21 protein-coding genes are annotated in these 20,376 nt (G+C 63.4%); 8 read left to right on the top strand and 13 right to left on the bottom strand.

Annotated elements, in window-relative coordinates; all coding sequences use genetic code 11:
- Nucleotides 1–27: 27 nt before the first annotated feature.
- Nucleotides 28–585, bottom strand: a complete 558-nt coding sequence (locus tag ACNS84_RS02365) for a DoxX family protein (RefSeq protein ID WP_435073240.1) — start codon at nucleotides 583–585, stop codon at nucleotides 28–30.
- A 331-nt stretch (nucleotides 586–916) separates the two neighbouring features.
- Here ACNS84_RS02365 and ACNS84_RS02370 point away from each other — a divergent pair, with 331 nt between their 5' ends.
- Nucleotides 917–1,402 (top strand): hypothetical protein, encoded by a 486-nt coding sequence (locus ACNS84_RS02370; protein WP_435073241.1) that lies wholly within the window; start codon nucleotides 917–919, stop codon nucleotides 1,400–1,402.
- Nucleotides 1,403–1,481: 79 nt separating this feature from the next.
- On the opposite strand, the gene ACNS84_RS02375 is transcribed toward ACNS84_RS02370, so the two are convergent.
- From ACNS84_RS02375 to ACNS84_RS02390, 4 genes are all read right to left on the bottom strand, one after another.
- On the bottom strand, nucleotides 1,482–2,054 hold the full coding sequence (locus ACNS84_RS02375) for a PH domain-containing protein (protein WP_435073242.1): 573 nt from the start codon (nucleotides 2,052–2,054) through the stop codon (nucleotides 1,482–1,484).
- A 6-nt stretch (nucleotides 2,055–2,060) separates the two neighbouring features.
- The gene (locus ACNS84_RS02380) at nucleotides 2,061–2,750 is read right to left on the bottom strand and encodes a PH domain-containing protein (RefSeq protein ID WP_435073243.1); all 690 of its coding nucleotides are present in this window, start codon (nucleotides 2,748–2,750) and stop codon (nucleotides 2,061–2,063) included.
- 188 nt (nucleotides 2,751–2,938) lie between these two features.
- Nucleotides 2,939–3,520: a flavodoxin domain-containing protein gene (locus ACNS84_RS02385; protein WP_435073244.1), complete on the bottom strand. Its 582-nt coding sequence runs from the start codon at nucleotides 3,518–3,520 to the stop codon at nucleotides 2,939–2,941.
- Between the two features lie 163 nt (nucleotides 3,521–3,683).
- Nucleotides 3,684–4,580, bottom strand: a complete 897-nt coding sequence (locus ACNS84_RS02390; protein WP_435073245.1) for a CPBP family intramembrane glutamic endopeptidase — start codon at nucleotides 4,578–4,580, stop codon at nucleotides 3,684–3,686.
- A 374-nt stretch (nucleotides 4,581–4,954) separates the two neighbouring features.
- Here ACNS84_RS02390 and ACNS84_RS02395 point away from each other — a divergent pair, with 374 nt between their 5' ends.
- Complete coding sequence (locus tag ACNS84_RS02395; protein WP_435073246.1) at nucleotides 4,955–5,956, top strand: DUF7544 domain-containing protein; 1,002 nt, start codon at nucleotides 4,955–4,957, stop codon at nucleotides 5,954–5,956.
- Nucleotides 5,957–6,315: 359 nt separating this feature from the next.
- Here the strand turns inward: ACNS84_RS02395 and ACNS84_RS02400 are convergent, their stop codons facing one another.
- Nucleotides 6,316–8,142, bottom strand: a complete 1,827-nt coding sequence (locus tag ACNS84_RS02400) for a flavin-containing monooxygenase (protein WP_435073247.1) — start codon at nucleotides 8,140–8,142, stop codon at nucleotides 6,316–6,318.
- Nucleotides 8,143–8,419: 277 nt separating this feature from the next.
- On the opposite strand from ACNS84_RS02400, the gene ACNS84_RS02405 reads away from it, so the two are divergent.
- Complete coding sequence (locus tag ACNS84_RS02405; RefSeq protein ID WP_435073248.1) at nucleotides 8,420–8,701, top strand: hypothetical protein; 282 nt, start codon at nucleotides 8,420–8,422, stop codon at nucleotides 8,699–8,701.
- 379 nt (nucleotides 8,702–9,080) lie between these two features.
- Here ACNS84_RS02405 and ACNS84_RS02410 read toward each other — a convergent pair whose 3' ends face one another.
- The 6 genes from ACNS84_RS02410 to nth form a co-directional block, all read right to left on the bottom strand.
- A complete protein-coding gene (locus ACNS84_RS02410; protein ID WP_435073249.1) occupies nucleotides 9,081–9,248 on the bottom strand; it encodes a DUF1059 domain-containing protein in 168 nt (55 codons plus the stop codon).
- A 631-nt stretch (nucleotides 9,249–9,879) separates the two neighbouring features.
- A complete protein-coding gene (locus tag ACNS84_RS02415; protein WP_435073250.1) occupies nucleotides 9,880–10,302 on the bottom strand; it encodes a DUF7539 family protein in 423 nt (140 codons plus the stop codon).
- Nucleotides 10,303–10,570: 268 nt separating this feature from the next.
- On the bottom strand, nucleotides 10,571–12,148 hold the full coding sequence (locus ACNS84_RS02420; RefSeq protein ID WP_435073251.1) for an acetolactate synthase large subunit: 1,578 nt from the start codon (nucleotides 12,146–12,148) through the stop codon (nucleotides 10,571–10,573).
- Nucleotides 12,145–13,536, bottom strand: coding sequence for an NAD-dependent succinate-semialdehyde dehydrogenase (locus ACNS84_RS02425; RefSeq protein WP_435073252.1), 1,392 nt, complete (start codon nucleotides 13,534–13,536; stop codon nucleotides 12,145–12,147). The genes ACNS84_RS02420 and ACNS84_RS02425 overlap by 4 nt, the downstream gene beginning before the upstream one ends.
- A complete protein-coding gene (locus ACNS84_RS02430) occupies nucleotides 13,533–14,099 on the bottom strand; it encodes a ferredoxin--NADP reductase (protein WP_435073253.1) in 567 nt (188 codons plus the stop codon). Before ACNS84_RS02430 ends, ACNS84_RS02425 begins: the two co-directional genes overlap by 4 nt.
- Before the next feature lie 926 nt (nucleotides 14,100–15,025).
- Nucleotides 15,026–15,709, bottom strand: coding sequence for an endonuclease III (nth, locus tag ACNS84_RS02435; RefSeq protein WP_435073254.1), 684 nt, complete (start codon nucleotides 15,707–15,709; stop codon nucleotides 15,026–15,028).
- 161 nt (nucleotides 15,710–15,870) lie between these two features.
- Here nth and ACNS84_RS02440 point away from each other — a divergent pair, with 161 nt between their 5' ends.
- The 4 genes from ACNS84_RS02440 (at nucleotide 15,871) to ACNS84_RS02455 (ending at nucleotide 18,407) form a co-directional block, all read left to right on the top strand.
- Complete coding sequence (locus tag ACNS84_RS02440) at nucleotides 15,871–16,236, top strand: DUF5658 family protein (protein ID WP_435073255.1); 366 nt, start codon at nucleotides 15,871–15,873, stop codon at nucleotides 16,234–16,236.
- Nucleotides 16,237–16,306: 70 nt separating this feature from the next.
- Nucleotides 16,307–17,308, top strand: a complete 1,002-nt coding sequence (locus ACNS84_RS02445; RefSeq protein ID WP_435073256.1) for a VOC family protein — start codon at nucleotides 16,307–16,309, stop codon at nucleotides 17,306–17,308.
- Nucleotides 17,305–18,018, top strand: coding sequence for an alpha/beta hydrolase (locus tag ACNS84_RS02450; protein WP_435073257.1), 714 nt, complete (start codon nucleotides 17,305–17,307; stop codon nucleotides 18,016–18,018). The genes ACNS84_RS02445 and ACNS84_RS02450 overlap by 4 nt, the downstream gene beginning before the upstream one ends.
- Before the next feature lie 104 nt (nucleotides 18,019–18,122).
- Entirely contained in the window at nucleotides 18,123–18,407 is a 285-nt protein-coding gene (locus ACNS84_RS02455) for a transcriptional regulator (protein ID WP_435073258.1), read from the top strand.
- A gap of 24 nt (nucleotides 18,408–18,431) precedes the next feature.
- Here ACNS84_RS02455 and ACNS84_RS02460 read toward each other — a convergent pair whose 3' ends face one another.
- Nucleotides 18,432–19,109: a type 1 glutamine amidotransferase domain-containing protein gene (locus ACNS84_RS02460; RefSeq protein ID WP_435073259.1), complete on the bottom strand. Its 678-nt coding sequence runs from the start codon at nucleotides 19,107–19,109 to the stop codon at nucleotides 18,432–18,434.
- A gap of 305 nt (nucleotides 19,110–19,414) precedes the next feature.
- Between ACNS84_RS02460 and ACNS84_RS02465 the strand changes: the two genes are divergently transcribed.
- Entirely contained in the window at nucleotides 19,415–20,305 is an 891-nt protein-coding gene (locus ACNS84_RS02465; protein ID WP_435073260.1) for a DMT family transporter, read from the top strand.
- The last annotated feature ends 71 nt before the right edge of the window (nucleotides 20,306–20,376 follow it).

The raw sequence follows: 20,376 nt of genomic DNA on the forward strand, positions 1-20,376 counted from the left end.
CGGCTCTCCGCAGCCTCCCGTCCTCGGTCACCCGAGGACGTAGCGGAGCGCCGGGACCTTCTCGATCAGGGGCTCGCCGCCGACCTCCAACCGCTCGATGTAGGCGTCCAGTCCGAGGACGCGGCCCGCGCCGAACGCGGCGACCGTGAGGAACACGACCGCGTACACCAGGGTCGAGTCGAACAGCGCGAGCGCTTCGCCGGTCCACCCACCGAGGTAGAACAGCGCCATCTGCATCGCGCCGCCGAGCGCGGCCAGTCGGACGAACGCGCCCAGGATGAGCGCCGTCCCGATGAGCAGCTGCGTCGCGGGCACGAACACGTTCGCGAACTCGACGAACCACGGCGTCGTCCCCATCGCGGCGTACAGCCCGCTCACCGGGCTCGCCGCGTCCACGCCGTGGACGAGGTAGCCGCTGGCGTCGAACGGCTCACCGGTCGCCTTCCCGAGCCCCGCGAACAGGATCATCCCACCGATCGTCGCCCGGAGCATGACGAGGAACAGCGCCGACAGCGAAGACGCCTTCCCCTGTAGCGTGATCCCGCCGAACTCCCCGCCGAACTCGTTCGTGGTTTTAGTTGACATTGTGTTTCTCCTCACATACGAATACGACTGATGCCGATATAAACCGAGAAGCGCGTTCTCTCCGGGGGAGAAGGGATCGCGGAGTTCCCCCGTTCGCGGGGGTGTTTAAATACCCGTACGACGCTCGCTCGCGGGAGTGATCGAGCGAACTGTTCGGTGAGGATTCTGTCGACATCTTCCACTGACGAGACGGTACGGCAGTCATGCTCCGGGGCGGAGCCCCCCTCTCGACGGCTTTCGGGCTCCGTGGCTCGGGCACCACGGCTGTATCGCTCGGTTCCACGGAGAGGGCGAGAAACACCTATCCGGGAGCCGTGTGTACCGTTCTCTCATGGTCACTCGCCGGACGCTCCTCTTCGGGACTGCGACACTCGTCAGCGGTCTGTCGGGGTGTATTGCGACACAGCGGTCGAGCAGCCCGCAGGTCGTGTGTGCAGCGGGCATCGACAGCGGCGACAGTAATCCGGTCTTTTCACTGACGCCCACCGTTCGGTCGTTCGGGGCGAACACGAACCCAGTCGTCGAACTGGTCGTGCCCATTAGGCAGGCAGTGGTCGAATCGCAGAACGTCAGGGAACTCGTCGTGTTCAGTGAGTCGGAGGTACGATACCGGATCCCGGTGAGCCCGAACGACGACCCGGTCGGGGAGACGAACAGGTACGATACCGACGATGTCGTCGAGTACGCGCAGTCGCTCGGCCACGTTCCCCAGAACGGAGTGTATCGTCTCGTCGCCCTCGACGGCGACGGGGAGTCGCTCGACGAGGATAGAATCGACTTCCGCTGCTATCGCGTCGTCGACGAGGAATCGGACTGATCCGCCGGTCTGACGAGCTACTGTTCGTCGACGCTGGAGACTCGATTCGGGACACTCACTGACGGTCTCACCCGGTCGATTAACTCTCGAGCGCGCCGCGAATGGCTCGGACCTCCTCTCGAATTTGCTGCCACTGCTCCATATCCCCCGGGATCGCGACTTCCCCCCTGTGGCTTCCACTGAGACCGTCGTCGGTCGACGCTGCTCGATCGACGAGCGCCCGGATCGCGCGAGGGTCTTCGATCGCCCGCAAAGAGAGGTCGTCCCCACCGGCGATTTCGAATGTGACCGAGCCGTATCCGAATAGCGATCCCGTGATATCCTGCCCGAAGGAGCTGTTCTGAACGGTCTCGAGATTCGCCTGCGTCACAGACCGAGTCACCACACCGCGTTTCACGTACAGCGCCTCGTCCGTTATGACGTACTGCACGCCTTGCAGGGCGATATACTGCCACAGCGGGATCGCCACGCCGAGCGGAACCGCGACCAGAAACGCCGGGGACCCTCGCGTCACGCTGACGGTCATCGCGAAGATGAGCAGAAGCCCCCCGATCACGACTGCCGGAAGGATGGTCGTGATCCGCGGGCGGCCGGCCCACTCGACGGTTTCCGTCGCGGTGAGCGGGATCGCCGGATCGATCGCCTCCGTCATAGCTGGCTACCGTTCATTGGTCGACTCGTCGGGAATCGAGTCCGTCGTTCGCCGGTTGCTACGTCCGCCATCGTTCGTGGTCTTGTCCTCGCCAGTCGATGGGTCGGCTACCGCATCAGCGACGCGAGAGTCCGCCGCGGATGCGTCCGCTGTGGGCTCTCGGGGCGCGTCGAGAGCGGATCGGATCCCTCTGAGTTCAACGAGGATGTCGTCGAGCACGTCGCGCTTCGTTTCACCCGTCTCCGTCCTCCGGTCACCGCGACTGGCCTTGACGCGCTTGTTGATCAGTTCCTGAACCTCGCGCGGGTCGGGGACCGATCCGAACTGCATCTCGATACCGGAGCCGCCGGCGGTCGAAATATCGACGTTCCCGTAGCCGAATCGAGAGCCGAAGAATCCCTGACTGTACGACGTGTTCTGCACCTTTCCGAAATCGATGCGCTGCACGTCACGTGAAATGACTCCCGTCTTCTTGTAGAGTCCGTCGGTCGTCACGACGTACTGCGTATTCTTGCGCTGGAGATAGGCCGTCGCGATGATGAACAACCCGACGATCAGCAGAGAGAGCGGCACCCCGACGACGAGCGCAGGGATCAGGCTACTCTCGTGGGGATTCCCTGACCAGACGATCTCTTCGTCCTCGTCAAGCGTCAACCACTCCAGTGTTTCCGGATCGATCGTTGGCGACTCAGACATACGACGGACTTCGAAAGAGACCGGTATTAATTTCCCGACATCACCGGTTCACCCCTGGCCCAGTCAGATACCGCTCTCGATGAAGCGGCCGCCTCGGAACGCTGACTGCCGTACTCGCGACTGACCACCAAGCACGGCCTCACCCCGCGCCGTCAGGAGCGTGGACCGGTTCACAACGGGAATCACCGTCACGTCGATGGCGTGTCTGTGCGGTCCGTATTGACACCGAGACGTCCCTCGACGAACGTAGCGACATCTGCCGCAAACGCGTCGACCGCGTCCCAGTCGGTGAACTCGACGTCGCCGTCCGGCTTCCGCTCCTGGACGAGCAGTTCCTTCGCGATCTGTTTCATCATGAGCCGTTTGAGAAAGCCGTACTCGGAGAATCGAAGCGCACCGCCGAACTGCCCGATCCGATCCGGATGCCACCCGGTTTCCGCGAGAAACGTCTCCACGTACCCCGCGGCTTCTTCGCGCTTCTCGTCGGTCGCCGAAGACAACGAGACCTGAAAGAAGGCGGTCGGCATCCCTTCCAGAGCGCTTCGATTTTCGGTGACGAAGTCACGAACCGCGTCCTGATGTTTGCCGAGGTGGATCGACGCCCCAACGATCACGGCATCGTACTCGTCCACGCTGAACGAGTCCGGTCGGTCACGCACGTCGAGTGTGCTCGTTTCGTGTCCACGTTCACTGATCTCGGACTCGATTCGCTCTGCAATCTTTGCCGTTTGGCCTTCGCCGGTCCCGTAGAGTATCAGGAACGAACTCACGTGTCAGTACACCTCAACTTGGATCTCGTCGTACCGGTAGATAAAGGCTGGTCGGCATCGACTCTCGCCCGCGTCACGATTCGGTGGAGGTGATTCGGTGGAGGCGACAGCACGCACCGCCGGCGTTCTGGAATCGCGTTCGGCGTTCGGCGGGTGTGCGCAGTTACGGAGCGGACTCCGCGTCGGTTGCCGGTGGCAGGCCGGCATCTTGCGGCGTCGGCGGGTCTCGGTTTGCAAGGCGGCGACCACCGTAGAGGACTACCAAGAGAACTGCGGTCAGCACGAGCGGGACGGCGCCCGTCACCTCGGCGAGTAAGTTTAGCCAGGGGTCCGGTACTCCGTTCGGGATGAGCGCCTCGGGATCAGCGGGATGGAATATTCCCATGGCGTTGATGCCGGCGTGGAACACCGCGACGGCGAGAACGCTCCCGCCGGTGCTGTTGTACATCCACGTCCACAGGACGGACCCCGCGAAGATAGAGACCAGCCAGAGCAGTTGTTGAGAGCGCGGCCACCCGCCGTGAGTTGTCGTCGCGTTCAAGAACAACGGGAGGTGCCAGGTCGCCCACGCGACGCCAACGATGCCGCTCGATGTCAGCGCGCTGTAGGAGTCCTGCAGGATGGGGAGCATGAAGCCACGCCAGCCGAGGTCCTCCTGGCCGCCACCCCACACGGTCCCCCACGCCATCGCGAACAGATAGACGAGTGGCGTTTCGAGCTCGGTAAAATCGACTGGGCCGCCAGCCAGGACAAAGAGGAGGACGCCCAGCGAGAGGATGAAGAGCGGGAGTCCGAGCGCGAGCAGCCACCACTTCGCACCGATCCGCCATTTAAACATCTGGCCGACCCACCTGCGGAGGCTCCCACCGGATGCCCAGATGACGACCGCAGCGCCGATCGGTGGCCCGAACCCACCGAAGCCGATCAGAATCGAGTGCGTCCAAGACGCCTCCATGCCCGAATACGCGAGCGCACCTTGGACCGTCCACGTGAATGCATACGCGATTGCGACGAAGCTGAGTAGGCGATGTCGATCGATCCACGTTCTGATGCTGGACATACCTCGACAGTGACACACCTCGCAATTAATACTACTCCCGGTTTCCGAGCGTTCGACAATACAACCGTCTCAGTCCCTCTCGAACCGAATCGTCTCTCCACACGACCGTCTGTTTCGGTGTCGGAATCCGGACATTCATCCGTCCCTGGACGGGTACGAACGGTCGAGTAGGGAGACGGGACAACAGTTAACTCGACACACCGAATTATAGTTAGTGAGATGTCACGAATTGGCTCCACCCACACGGCCACCGATGTCGACGCCAGTCCACATCGTCGGTCGAGAGGCGCCGTGCGGGACCGAACGACGACGGACGAACACCCGCTGGAACGGGAGTCCGGCTCACTCTCCGCGTCCGTTCACGAGTCATCGCAATGACGCTCTACGCTGTCGAAGCCATTGACGACGCCATCGAAGCGACGAAGTCGTTCCTCTGGCCGTTCGATCGGGGCCGGTGGCTGCGACTGGCAGTGATCGTGTTTTTCATCGGTGGAAGCGGTGGGTACACGCCGTTTCAGTTCAGCGGCAGCGCGCCCACCGGGTCTCCCTCTGACTCCCCGTTTCCCCCGGGGACACCGTCGCCGGAGGTCGTCGTCCCGGGCGGTCTCGAACTCCTCGTGATCGCGGTCATCGTTGGACTGATCGTTTCGATCCTGCTCGGACTCTTGTTCGTCGGATCGGTGATGGAGTTCGTCTTTGTCGAATCCCTCCGACGGGAGACGGTTTCCGTTCGCCGGTACTGGAGCGACCACTGGCGACTGGGTGTGCGACTGTTCGGGTTCCGTCTCCTTCTCGGCGTACTCACGCTGGGCATCTTCGCGGCGCTCGTCGCCGTGGTTCTGTCCCCGATTCTCTACGGAAACGAAGGGCTCGTCGTCGGACTGGCGCTGTTCTCGATTCCAATCTTCCTCGTCGTCGGACTCAGTAGCGGCCTCATCGGGGGCTTCACGACGAACTTCATCGTTCCCATTATGATCGCGGAGGACAGACCGTTGCTGTCTTCGTGGCGCCGATTCTGGCCGACGCTGACCGGCCAGTGGAAGCAGTACGCCGCCTACCTTATCTTTTCGTTCATCATTCAGATCGCGGTGGGAATTCTCACGAGCGTCGCGATCATCGTAGCCCTGGTCGTGGCCGCAGTTCCGTTCGGGATTGTCGGCCTCGTGGGCGTCGCGCTACTCTCCGTGGCCGAAATCGTCGGCGGGGTGTTGATCGCCGTTGCGGCCTTGCTGTTCGTCGTCTCGATATTCGTCGTGGCCCTGTTCGTCGCCGTCCCGTTGCAGACGTACAGTCGGTATTTCGCACTGTTCGTCCTCGGTGATACCGAAGCGGAGTTCGATCTTATCGCCGAACGGCGAGCACGTATCAGAGAATAGCTTCGCTGCGTGGTTTTCATTCAGCCGAGTGGCTCTGTTGAAATCCTCAACCGGTGATATGTTCTCAGCGTTCTGCTGAATACAGGGCGCGTATCTCGCACAGAATTCTCTCCCAATTCGATCAGATCGAATCGGTCAGTACAGAGGGTACATCCAACAAATTACGGGTGAAATCGTTACTGTAACGAGTCATACGTGTTTGAGACACTATCGGAGCAACTCAATCATATAAAATATTGTTACTTGTTTTCTTTCCGTTGCCCTTGCCCTGCCTCTCCTTACCTAGGGGATTGCGGAGGAACGGCTTGACCGTGGCATTCCCGATAACATCACTGCGACCGTCCTTGGGAGAGTGGCCGCTAGATCCCCTCGTGGTGGACCTCCTGCCTGCCGTACACCGGCGTGGGGATCTCCTCATAGCGTGCCTTCAGCTGCAGCGCCAGATACAGCGAGTAGTGGCGTGACTGGTGCAGGTTGCCACCGTGGAACCACAGATTCTCCACCTGCGTCGGCTTCCACATGTTGCGCTGCTCGCCCTTCCACGGTCCGGGGTCTTTGGGCGTGTCTGAACCAATCCCCCAGACCTTCCCCGCCTGCCGCGCCGTTTCCTCATCAATCAGACCGGCCACCCAGTGGTTCATCGAGCCGAACCCCGTGGCGCACACGACAAGGTCTGCCGGGAGCTCGGTGCCATCTTCTAGCAGGATCGCATCCTCGTTGAACTCGGTCACCTGCCCATGGGCCATATCAATCTCTCCGTCGATTATGAGCTGACTGGCGCCGGTGTCGATGTAGTAGCCAGAGCCACGGCGGAGGTACTTCATGAACAGCCCCGATTCATCGGGACCAAAGTCGATCCAGAAGCCGGCGTCCTCGAGCGCATCGTAGAAGTCGGAGTCGATCTCCCTGATTTTGTCGTATTTGGGTTTCTCGAACTCATTCATGATGCGGTACGGGACGGATGCGAAGATCATGTCCGCCCGGTGGGTGTCGATGCCGTTCTCGACGGCCCGCTCGGAGTACAGATCGCCGAGTGCGTGCTCCAGTATTGACTCCGTCTTGATGACGCACGTCGATGAACGCTGCACCATCGTCACGTCCGCGTCGACCTCCCAGAGCCCCTCACAGATGTCGTGGGCTGAGTTGTTCGAGCCCACCACTACCACGGACTTGTCCTCGTACTTCTCGTCGGGGCCGGGGTACTCAGATGAGTGTAGTACCTCGCCGTTGAAGCGCTCCTCGCCGTCGAGGTCGGGCATGTTGGGCTTGCCGCTCATGCCCGTCGCCATCACGAGCTCCTGTGGGCGCAACACGAGCTCCTCACCGTCGCGGTTGACCTCGACCTCCCAGGTGCCCGTCTCCTCGTCGTACTGTGCACTGGTGGCCTCGGTCTTCGACCAGTAGTTCAGCTCCATCACCCGCGTGTACATCTCCAGCCAATCGCCGAGTTTGTCCTTCGGTGAGAACACCGGCCAGTTTTTGGGGAACTTCATGTACGGGAGGTGGTCGTACCAGACGGGGTCGTGCAGCGCGAGCCCCTCGTACCGGTTGCGCCAGGAATCGCCCGGCCGGTCGTTCTTCTCGACGATGATCGTGGGCACGCCGAGTTGGCGGAGCCGAGCACCGAGTGCGATGCCGCCTTGTCCCCCACCGACGATCACGGTGTGTGGTTGTTCGGTGTACCCCAGGTTCTCCAGCTCCTCCTCACGGCGCTCTGACCACGCTTTGCGGTCTGGGTCCGCAACCGGCTCTGCGCCTATCGGTCGGTCTCTGCCCTTGGGCTCCTCATGCCCCTTTAGCTCCGTCAGTGCGGTCAGGAAGGTCCACGCACCGCCATCTTTCAGCCGGACGACACCCTCACCACGACCCACCTCGGTCTCGAAGGTGAACCAGGCGGTGATGATCCCATCTTCTTCTTCCGCCGGCTCGCTAAGCTCGAAGTCCGACGGACCGGTGTGCGCGAGTGTCTCCTCGAGCATGTCCTCGACGCCGCTGGGATTCTCCACCGTCTTGATGTTCCAGGTAAACGCGACCAGGTCGCGCCAGTAGCTCGTCGCACAGAACATCTCCGCCGCAGCGGCGGCATCCTCCCGGCGCATCGCGTCCTCGAGCTCCTCCAGGTACGCCTGTGCCGTCTCGGTCGCAGGGTCGATGTCGCCATCGGACATCTGCTCTAGCGAGCTCATCGGCCCACTTCCTCCGCTTCGGTGGTCGCCACAATGGGTGTCGGTACCGATTGCAGTTCAGGTTGGTCGGTTTGGTCACCAAAGAACATCACGTTTCTGAATTTACGCCTCTTACTTAATGATTATTTATAATGATTTGTCATCCATACCGGCTCAGTTGCAAGGTTTGGATTGTGACGGTGGAGGCGTTACGCAAAACAAAGCCATCATATCTTCCCGCGAGCCCAGTTGGAACGGGCAGGATACGATTCGGGGAACAACCACCACGACAGGAAGCGTGGTGAATGAGATCGCGAACCGTGTCCCGCTCACCGAATCGGGAAACCTCGACATATTCGATTCACGACCGACTGAGTATCTTCCAACCGTCCGCGAGAATCATCGAGGTGCGCTGAAACCCGCGTTTATTCCGCTAGATGAACGGCTCTGGAAAATTGAGAACTACGAGGAGTTCCTCGCCAAGCGACAGCAACTCATCGCGGAGGGCATCAGCGACTATCTGGACGGACTCGTGGAGGACTCAGTTCTTCGTCCTACCACGGACCAGTCCATGATTTAGTGGGCACTCGTGGTTACAACCCTATTGATTGATCGCTCTTGGTTCAGCCCCGTTCGGCATCCGGAACGTAGCGTCCACGCTCATTTATCAATTCGTCAGTCTTAGGGACTTCAGATCGCTGTTATCGGTGTACACGGCTAGAATAGTCGATGTGACCGAATGCCCCGATGATAGTGCACTAGTCCAGATTACCGGCGTCGTATTCGATACTCTATAGACACTCTAAGTGTTGCACGCCAATTCTGACAGGGATTGGAGAGTATTCTGAGGGCGTGCTGAATAGAGGGCGCGAACCGCACAAAAGGCGCTAATCTGGCTCTGTTGAAATCCTTCGAAAGCGATACATTCTGACCTGTTTTGCTCAGTGTAGTCCTTGGCCTTAGATCTGTATGATATTGGATCTGATGTTTTCAACGGTCTCATCGTCCAGTTCGAGGTCGGGGTGTGAGCTATTCGCGTGTTCCTTAGCTTGAGCCATAACCTCCTCTTCAGTCTCAGCTTCAATCGTCGCGCTACATCCGTCTATGGGGCACTCGAGTCTGTTCATAGTCCAATCGTGGGGTATGTGTTACCGCATAATTGCTATTAGGCCAATAATGGAATATACGCAGATGCTACCGGGTGGACTCCACAACCCAGATCCATCCCGCTCCTCATCAAGAATTGTTCACCACCTCGTGCTGAACGTATGCTCTGTGTCTCGTAGACTCCTACTGACAGGACCCCGATAGCTCGGTGAGTCCGCGCTGCGTAGAGGGCAGGAACGTTGTACGGCCTAAGACAAGCATATCGCCACCCACCGAACGGTCAGAGAACCAAGCAAAGTCGGCGGGGGTTTTTCATGGCTTTGCTGACTGAACCCGGATAGAACGCCTGAAACGGCACGAACAGATTGACACGACAGGAGAGAAATCAGCTATCGTGTCCGACGTGGGAGATCCCGAAGCGCTCGGTGACGAGTGTGCGCGAACGATTCTCGTTTAGGCGAAGAAGGAATTCGCTCGGCGGCAGAGCTCAGCGACTGCGCCGGGGTTCGGAGCCGACGGTCAACCGGCGACTCGAACGACTCCGCGAGTACGACCTATCACGAAAGAGATCCAGTCAGTCACCGGTGAGAAGAAATGCAAGGTTATTCGGACAGAACTCGACGGCGTCGAACTCGATCTCAGCGAGCACGTCTAGCGCTGACGGACGAATTCGCCGAGTTCGTCCTCGATGAGCGTTGCGACACGCTCGCTGTACGTCCAGAGAGCCGCGTTGAGTCGCTCTTCGGTCTCGTCGTCGAGATCGTCGAGCCCCCGAAGAACCGAATCGCTGGTGATCTGCGGGTGGTACACGCAGACCACGCCGAGTAACGCGTCCGAGCTCGAGGCCCCGACCGTGTGGATTCCGTACTGATCGGTTCCCCAGACACCATCGCCACCCTGTCGTTCCAGTTCGGAATCGAGTGCGTCGAGCAGTTGTACCTCTTCGGGGGAGAGGATCGGGTCGTCACCTTCGAACAGTTCGGCGTACGCCTCTCTCCGGGCGGTTCTCGTCCACTGGTCCAACTGGGAACGCGCCCCCAGCACGAGCTGTCGTTCGTCTGAAAACTCGTCCATGTCCCTCGTACGACGCCCAGGCGAATCAACGTTCGGACGACGCCTCCGATTGGAGCACTGTCGTTGGCGCACGATCACGGGTAGAAGGGCCGTTTTGTGAGGACTTGATGACCGCGTAGGCGGCCGACGACTGGCGCTCGTCGCGGGCGCCGCTCGGAGTCGCTGGAGGGGGAGCTCCCACCTAGTCACCGACCGGGGAAGAAAGAAGCACACGAAAGTGGGACGAACTCGACGCTCGTGGTCGACCGGCGTTCGTTCCCGCGGCAGATCATTCGAGCCGAATCTCGACGAGCGACAGCTCGTCCGTGGAGACGACTCTCTCGAGTGTCGACTCGATATCGCCCCACGTCTCCGGGCGATAGCCCTCGATCCCGAAGCTCTCGGCGAACTGTTGGAAGTCCGGGTTCGTCAGCTCAGTCCCGAACTGCTCGCCCGTGTGGGAAACCTGTTTCTCGGAGATGAGTCCATAGTCGTCGTCGGTGAAGACGATGATGGTGAACCCCAGACCGAGGCGGGTCGCGGTCTCGATCTCAGCGGCGTTCATCAGGAACCCGCCGTCGCCGGTTGCCACGACTACGTTGGTGTCGATGGCGAGGGCGGCCGCAACCCCGCCGGGAACGGCGATCCCCATGCTCGCGAGACCGTTCGAGATGATGCACGTGTTCGGTTCGTAGGTGCGGAAGTGTCTCGCGATGGCCATCTTGTGACTGCCGACGTCCGAGATCAGGACGTCTTCGTCGGCCATCGCCGCTCGCAAGTACGGGAGCGTCCGTTTCACCGTAAACGGGTCGTCCGGCTCCGGTTCGCGGGAGACGTCGGCGACGATCCGTTCGCGGAGGTCCTGATACCACGCCGAGGCCGTCTCGATGTCGAGCCGCTTGCGAAGGCCGCGAAGCGTCGCCGAGATGTCCGCCACGAGTTCGACGTCTGGGTTGTAGTGCTCGTACACCTCCGCCGGCTCGTGGTCGACGTGGATGACCCTCTTGTCCCGGTCGGGGTTCCAAGATTTCGGGTCGTGCTCGGCGATGTCGTAGCCGACCGCCAGCACGCAGTCGGCTTCGGCGATGGCGGCTACGGCCTCGCCGTCCGGTCCGGAATCGAGCGTCATCAGCGACACGTCGAGTCGATCCGAGACCGCGCCCTTGCCCATGTACGTCGCGACGGCCGGCATCCCGACGTGTTCGACCAGCTCCCGGAGGCGACGAGCGGCGGGCGTCCGGACGGCACCGTTCCCCGCGAGCACCAGCGGTGCCTCGGCGGTCTCGATCAGGTCAACTGCCTGGTTCAGCGAGGTCTGGTCCGGATCCGAGCGGTGCACGCGCGGCCGTGTCGGAAGCGGGACCGCCTCGACGAATTCCGCTGCGACGTCCTCGGGGAACTCCAGATGGGTCGCCCCCGGCTTTTCGTACTGGGCCAGTTTGAACGCCTTGCGAACCGACTCGGGAACCGTCTCGGCCTCGGCGATCTGCGTGTTCCACTTGACGACCGGCTCGAACATCTGGACGATATCGAGCGCCTGATGGCTCTCCTTGTGCAGTCGTTCACGACCACCCTGTCCCGTGATCGCCACCAGCGGCGACTTGTCGAGGTGGGCGTCGGCGACGCCGGTGATGAGGTTGGTTGCGCCGGGGCCGAGCGTCGCTAAACAGACGCCGGCCGCGCCGGTCAGCCGGCCGTGGACGTCGGCCATGAACGCCGCACCCTGTTCGTGCCGAACCGGAATGAACTCGACGTCCGACGCCCGAAGCGAGAACAGCAGGTCCTCTAGCTCCTCCCCTGGCAGGCCGAACACGCGCTCGACCCCCTCGGCTTCGAGACATCGCACCAACAGGTCGGAGGCCTTCATTCGACCACCGTCCCGTCGTCCGGTTCGTCGGCAAGCCAGACGGTCTTGCGGTTGACGAACTCCTTGATGCCGTCCTCGGAGAGTTCGCGGCCGTAGCCGGAGACGCCGACCCCGCCGAACGGGACCCGCGGGTCCGATTTCACCAGTTCGTTCACGTAGACGCAGCCGGCGTCGATCTCGCCGGCGAGCCGTTCGCCGCGCCCGCGGTCGGTCGTCCAGAGGCTCGCGCCCAGTCCGAAGTCGGTGTCGTTGGCCTTCTCTATGGCCGCCGCCTCGTCGTCGACCCGGTAGACCGCCGCCACAGGGCCGAACACCTCTTCGGTGTCGACGGGACAGCCCTCGGGAACGTCCGTGAGCACCGTCGGCGGGTAGTAGGCGCCCTCGCGGTCGAGCGGGTCGCCGCCGGTCACGAGCGTCGCTCCGGCGTCGACGCTCGCTCGCACCTGCTCGTGGACGTTCTCCAGTAGGTCTTGGCGGGCCTGTGGACCGACGTCGGTCTCCGGATCCATCGGGTCGCCGACGACGAGCGACTCCACGGCGTCGACGAATCGGTCGAGAAACGCGTCGTAGACCTCCTCGACCACGATGAACCGCTTGGCGGCGATGCAGGACTGCCCGCCGTTCTGGTTGCGTGCCCACACTCCCGTCGACGCTGCGGCGTCCACGTCGGCGTTTTCGAGCACCACGTACGGATCGCTCCCGCCGAGTTCCAAGACCGTCTTCTTCAGGTGTTGGCCGGCCGTCGACGCGATGGCCCGACCGGCGCGGTCGCTGCCGGTGAGCGTCGCGGCCATCACCCGCTCGTCTCCGAGGACGTTCGCGACGCGGTCGGAAGGAATCAGGAGCGTTTGGAACACATCGTCGGGATAGCCGGCCTCGCGGAACACTTCCTCGATAGCGAGCGCACACCCGGGGACGTTTGAGGCGTGTTTCAGCAGGCCGACGTTGCCGGCGGTGAGGTACGGCGCCGCGAAGCGGAACACCTGCCAGAACGGGAAGTTCCAGGGCATCACCGCCAGCACCGGCCCCAGCGGTTCGTAGACGGTCTTGACCGTCGTCCCGGGGGGACTCGGGTGGTGGTCGGGTTCGAGGTAGGCGCCCGCGTGCTCGGCGTAGTGCTCACACACCCAGGCGCACTTCTCGACCTCGGCCTCGGCCTGCGTGATCGGCTTCCCCGTCTCGCGGGTCATCATCTCCGCGTACTCCTGGGCGTTCGCTCGGAGCACGTCGGCGGCCGCGGCGAGCAGACGCTCTCGGTCGGCGAGCGGTCGCTGTTTCCACGTCTCGAAGGCCGCCTCCGCGTCACCGAGCATCACGTCGACCTCGGATTCCGAGTGTTCTTCGTACGATTCGAGCGGTCTGTTTGTCGCAGGGTTGGTGGAGTTCATGGGTTGTCAGTCGGTCGCAAGGGGCATAGTAATGGCCGTTGACGGGACCGCGACGTCCCTGACAGCACGAACGTGACATCGAGGGTCGAGTTGTTCGCCGCCAGTTCGTTGAGCGTCTCCCGGTGGATGATCGTCTCTTCTCGTTTTTCACCGAGAACTAGATGCGCGTGGCCGGATCCCTCCCGAAGGTACTGCCGGAGCATCGCCATCATGGGCGTAATCCCAGTTCCGGACGCGAGAAATGCGACGTCTCGCCCCGGGTCAGCAAGCGACAGCGCACCCTTAATCGGACCGATTCGGACCGTATCTCCCGGCCGTTTCCGGTGCATGTACGACGATGCTAGTCCGTCGTCGTACCGTTTGATCGTCAACGCGAGCTGGTCGCCTCCGGGAAGATTCGTCGGCGTGTGCGGCCGAACGACCTCCTCGCCACCCGATTCGAACCGGACAGTCGTGTGCTGTCCCGGTTCGTAGTCGAACTCGTGGTCGGGCACGCGCAGGCGAAACCCGTTCACTCGCGGTGTCATTTGGGACGTATCGACGACCGTGGCTTCGTGTATCATTGTGGGGTTGACACGCTGGAAAGATGCGGTCTATCGCCGGTTCGACTTCCCCGGCTGGTAGCGTGGAATCGACGTGACCGGTTCCGGGTTTTTGTGTCGTGACCGCAACTATCCGATCGAAGATGAGGACGGGCAAATTCCCCAGTGTTTTTGAGCGAAACGCGAGTACTGATAAATCGGGTGACAAGACGCACGCGTCCCGAACCCGACCGACCGGAGCGGTCTTCGTTCAGTTATTGATAGATATCACAATAGGTTCCCTGAAAGCGCTAAATTCCTCACAGGCAGCGAATCTGTTGTAACGGCCTATCTCGGAGCGCTAGTTCCTGGCATATTTGAGGAGCTCACGACTACTACGTGAATGGATATCGAGTTAGCGAATATTCAGAAATATACGCTTCTGCGGCTATGCCGGCGTTTGGATCTGTTCTCGTCTACGAGTGCCCGAGAGGACATATTTCAGAGAGACTCCTCGCCCCCGGCTACGGTTATCGAATCAGTTGTCACAGTCGCTCTGACGATAGTTCAACGCCAGTATGGAGGTCTCCGTGGACTGCCAACCGAGGTCAGTAGTGCTCTTCTTTCAGCGTACTGGCTCTTCGCACGAATCGTGTTTGACAACTGTGGCCCTTGTCTTTAGTCGTGAGCTGGAATGACGCGGAAAGACGTCTCTGTTTCGCACGCAGAAGATTCAAACAGGAGCGTAGATTCGGCCCACGTAAACGCAGAAACTGCGGATCCACAGTTAACTGTGAATATACCCTCTGTATCTCGCACGCAGATTCTACCAATTTTTAAGGATTTCAACAGAGCCAGCCAAATGTCATTCGGTGACGAACGCCCAGGTGAGAACCGAGGAGTCACAGAGTCGCGAACGGGCAGTCCGGCGCGGTTCGCTCACCACTGCTCTCGGGTACGCGACCCCGTTACCACGCCTCGCCGCTCGCGAGGTCGACGCCGCCGTCGCCCTTCTCGGAGGGACAGACGTCCGCGAGCACGCAGTCGGCACAGTCCGGATTGATCGCCGTGCAGGTGGCGCGACCGTGGTCGATCATCAGATGCGTGAACTGCTGCCAGTCGTCTTCGGGGACGACGTCGAGGAGGTCCTGCTCGATCGCCTCCGGGCGTTGCTCCTCGGTGATCCCGAGCCGTCGGGTGAGCCGCTGGACGTGGGTGTCGACGACGATGCCCTCGACGACGTCGTGGCCGTGTTGGAGGACAACGTTCGCGGTCTTCCGACCGACGCCGGCGAGGTCGGTCAGTTCGGACATCGTGTCCGGGACTTCGCCGTCGTGCTTCTCGGCGATGTCCGCGCAGGCCGACCGGATGTACTTCGCCTTGTTGTTGTAGTAGGTGATGGAGTTGATCGCTTCCGCCATCTCGTCTTGGGTCGCGTTCGCGTAGTCCTCGGGCGTCTCGTACCTCTCGAAGAGGTCGGCGCACACTGCGTTCACGCGCTCGTCGGTGCACTGCGCCGAGAGGATCACGGCGATAAGCAGCTCCAAGCGGTTCGAGTAGTTCAGCGATATCGTCGAGTTCGGGTACTCCTCGTACAGACGGTCGAGTACCTCCGCGACCTGCGCCTCCCGCGACTCCAGTGGCGTGCCCATGGGGACCACTCCGACCGGCCGACATTGAACGATCCGAAAGCGGCGGGGTTGCCACCGGTGATTCGAGACCGCCGGGCCGTCGACTCATCGACCCGCCCGTCCCCGACTCGCCCGCCGTTCCGCACCGGCAGATTCACATCGCCGCCTCGACACGTCGAGTCGTGTCCCGGTCCCGCGATAGAACGAGGCGCCGCCCCGCGTACAACCGCCGCCCGCAGGAGTTCTACTGGTTCTGGATCGCCGCGACGGCGACGTACGGCGTCGGCGACATCGTCTCGACGATCGCCTTCCTGGAGTACGTCCCGTCGATCAACGAGGCGAACCCCGTCGTCATCTTCGCGCTCGACGCCTTGGGTCTCACAGGGCTCGTCGTCGTGAAACTCCTCGTGTACCTCGTGATGCTCTGGATCAGCGTCTCCGGCGCCCGCGACGGCGACGCGTTCCTCTACTACTTCCCGCCCGTCCTGCTGACGCTCGTCGGCACTTACCTCACCGTGAGCAACGTCCGGCTGCTGTGGATCGCCTGACGGGTCGCCTCGAGGGGCCGCTCCCGTCCCGACCGACATCGGTTTGCGGTGTGCGCCCCTCTGTGCGGACATGCTCGTTGACACGCCCGGGCTCCACCACGTCACGGGGATCGTCGGTGACGCGGGGGCCGCCGCGGCGTTCTACGGTGAGACGCTCGGACTCCGGCTGCTGCGCCGAACGGTGAACTACGAGGACGTCCTCCAGTACCACCTCTACTTCGGCGACGCCACCGGCGCGCCCGGCTCGGTCTTCACCGTCTTCCCGGACCCTCACGCCGACCCCGGTCGGACCGGAAAACCCGGCTACGAGGCGGTCGCCTTCGCGGTCCCGCCCGACTCGCTCGACTACTGGCGGGAGCGGTTCGCGGACCGAGACGTGACGGTCGAGGCCGCCGGCGACCGCTTCGGAGACGACGTGCTCGCGGTCGCCGACCCCGCCGGCACTCGGGTCGAACTCGTCGAGAGCGACGCGGGCGGCGATCCGTGGGTCGGCTCGGAAGCGGAGACGCGCGGTCGACTCCCCGCAGATCCGGTGCCCGAGTCGGCCGCGATCCGCGGTCTCCACGGCGTCACCGCGCTCCCGGCGGACCCGTACGGGACCGCGACCGTCCTCGACACGCTCGGCTTCGAGTACGAAGCGGAGGCGGGCGACCGGATCCGATACCGCGCGCAGGGCGACCGTGCGACCGTCGTCGACCTGCTCGCCCGCGACGCGCCCTACCTGCGCGAGGGCCCGGGGACGCTCCACCACGCCGCGGTGCGGGTCCCCGACCGCGAGGCGCTCTTGGAGTGGCACGACCTGTTCCGCGACCGCGGCTACGACGTCTCCCGGGTGAAAGACAGGCACTTCTTCCACTCGCTGTACGTGCGCGGCCCCGGCGGGCTCCTCGTCGAACTGGCGACCGAGGCGCCGACCCCGGACGGCCCCACGGGACCGGGGCTCGCCGACCCCGACGCGGTCGGTCACGCACGGGATCTGTACCTCCCGCCGCGGTTCGAGACCGACCGCGAGCTGATCGAGCGCCAGTTGCCCGCGTTCGAGGTCGAAGGCGTCGACCCCGGAGACAGATGAACCGACCGCTTCTCGGCGTCGAGGGGCCTCACGCGGACGCGACGCTGGTCACAGGAGGCGCGCCGGCCGCCGCGGCTGAGGTCGCGGTCGTGCTCGTCCACGGGCGCGGCGGGACGCCCGAGGGGTTCGTCCGGCTCGCCGACGAGTTCTACCGACCGGGCGCGACGTTCCTCGCGCCGGGAGCGGTCCGTTCGAACTGGTTCCCCGCCAACCACGACGCACCCGTGGCGGCCAACGAGCCGGCGCTCACTTCGGCCGTCGACTGCGTCGCCGCCGCCTGCCGGGTCGCCGGCGAGGTCGGCGTCGATCCGGAGGAAACCGTCTTTGTCGGCGTTTCACAGGGCGGGAGCGTCGTGAGCGAGTTCCTCCGTCGGCACCCCCGTCGCTACGGCGGTGCGTTCGTCGTCTCCGCGGCGCTGCCGGGCGCGGACCTCGCCGGATGCGACGTCGTCGGCGCCGTAGACGACGCCGGCAAGCGGGCGAAACCGCTCGCCGGCACGCCAGTCGCGCTCGACAGCAGCGCGGGCGACCCGTACGTTCCGATTGAACGCGTGCGGACGACCGCCGACGCGTTCGAGCGCGGCGGCGCCGCGGTCGACCTGCGGATCGACGAGGGCGACGGCCACGGGCTCGCTGACGCGACGATGGCGCGGATCGCCGACCGGATCGCTTCGTTGGTCGACTCCGACGCGGAGCCGACCGCTGAGTGACGAAGGGGGTCGACGCGGACGGTTCGCGGCCCGCCAAGTGGGGCGCTGGGGGTGAGACTCGCGCCCCCACCGACGTTTTATCCGCCGCCCGCGAACGCCCGGTCATGGAGACGACGCGTCAGCGGATCGCCGAGACCCTCCGCGAAGGACCGGCGACCGCGAGCGACCTCGGCGAGTCGCTGTCGCTGCCGACGCCGGCCGTGTACGAGCATTTAGAACACGTCTCGCGGTCGGTGGCCGACGACGACGCCTCAGACGAGTTCCTCGTCGCCCCGCCCGAGTGCCACGACTGCGGATTTGATGGCTTTGACGACCCGATCAACGAGCCGTCGCGGTGTCCGGAGTGCAAAAGCGAGCGGATCGGAGAGCCGGCGTTCGTGATCCGCTGAGTCGGCGGGGTCGTTTCAGTCCAGTTACAGCTCGTCCAACAGCGTCTGCGCCGCCTCGGCCGACGAGCCCGGACCGCGGGCGGTGATCAGGTCGCCGTCGACGGTGACGCTGGTGTCGGCGTCGAGTTCGGCGTCCCACTCGGCGCCGGCCAGTCGGACCTCGTCTTCGACCCAGTACGGAAGCTTCCGGCCGTCCGGCATCAGGTCATTCTCGTCCACGATGCCCTCCTCCCACTCGTTCGGGAAGCCCGTGACGGAGCGGCCCTCGACGAGGGGCGTCCCGTCGGCCTCGCGAGTGAACGCGAATATACCGACCGCGTGGCAGACGACGAGCGCGACGCCCTCATCACCCGCGACCGCGTCGAGGAGCAACTGGCGGGCGTGTCGGTCCTGATTCACGTCCCAGACGGTGCCGTGCCCGCCGGGGAAGACGACGGCGTCGTACCCGGCGGCCTCGACCGTCGCGATCGGTGCCGGGTCGTTGAGTCCCGGGTGTGTCTCGTCGACCTCGCGGAGCTCCGCAGCCCGTTCCTCGCCGCCCGCGGCGTCCGGATCGAGCGACCGCTCGTCGACGACCGGCGGCGACCCGGAGGGCGTCGCGATCGTCACGTCGACGCCCGCCGATTCGAGCGTCGTCAGCGGTTCGATGCACTCCTCGGCCCAGTACCCTTCCTCGCTCACGACAAATAGCGCGCTACTCATGTCTACCTCCCTATTCACGACCGCGACATAAAAGGCACCCGCGCCCGGCAGCGACGCCGGGTGGCCGCGGGGTTTATCGGGCGCCTCGTCAGGACGGTGGCGCGCGTCTCCGCTCCGGCCGTCGGAGCGGCGCCTGTTCGTCCACGAGACGGCTTTGTCCAAAATCCGTCGCTCCTGTCGCTCTCCGACACGTTTAGCAAGCTTCCGGTTCACATTCTGTCTTGCCGTCGCCAAGCGCATTCGGCCGCTCGGAGAGTCGGGGCGCTTCGACGCATATTTCGCCGTTGGCGGCGACCTCCGCGTGAATGAGTCGCTATCGAACAGCCGGCCACTTTTTGCTGCTGTGCGCGGTCTGGGGAACGGCGTTCATGGCGACGGATGTCGGCTTGGCTGATCTCCCTGCGGTGCCGTTCGCGGCTGTGCGATTCGACGTCGCTGCCGCGTTGCTGTTCGCCGCCGTTTTCGTCTCCGGCGCGGACGTTCGCCCCCGGACTCGGGACGACGTTGTCTACGTGCTCGTCGGTGGTGCGCTCATTATCGGCGCTCACCATGCGTTCCTCTTCGCCGGCCAGCGGTACGTCACGGGCGGTGTCGCCGCTGTTCTGTTGGGTCTCATCCCCGTGGTGACGCCCGCGCTCACGCGGCTTGTTTCTACTGACGAGGAGTTCACCGCCGCCACCGCACTCGGCGTCGCGCTCGGGTTCGTTGGAGTCGTCATCATCGCCAACCCCGACCCCGCGAACCTCGCGGACAGCGTTCTCGGGGTCTCGCTCGTGCTTGCGTCCGCGCTCGCGTTCGCCGTGGCCGCGGTCGTCACGCACAGCCGTTCGCCGTCGATGCCGTTCCTCTCCACACAGGCGTGGATGATGGCTACCGGCGCCGTCGTCCTCCACGCCGCTGTGCTCGTGCTGCCCGGTCAGTCGTTCGCGGCCGCCACGTGGACACCGTCCGCAATCGGCGCCATCGCGTACCTCTCCGCGGTGGCCGGCGTTGGCGGCTTCCTGCTCTACTTTATCCTCCTCGACGATCTCGGCCCCATCGAGATGAGCTTCATCGAGTACGTAATTCCTGTGTTCGCGGCGCTGGCAGGCTGGCTCGTACTTGGGCAAGAAGTGACGTCCGCGACCGTCGCCGGGTTCATGTTCATCTTGGCGGGGTTCGTCGCCGCGAAGTGGCGGGCGCTGCGTGGGACATAGTGGACCGCGGTCACCAATCACCAGAGGTGGTTCTCCTGACCGCATTCGTTGGGGGTTCCAGAGACTGCCAC

Origin of the sequence: Halorubrum wangae (genome assembly GCF_051194135.1) — an archaeon.
Lineage (GTDB): Archaea > Halobacteriota > Halobacteria > Halobacteriales > Haloferacaceae > Halorubrum.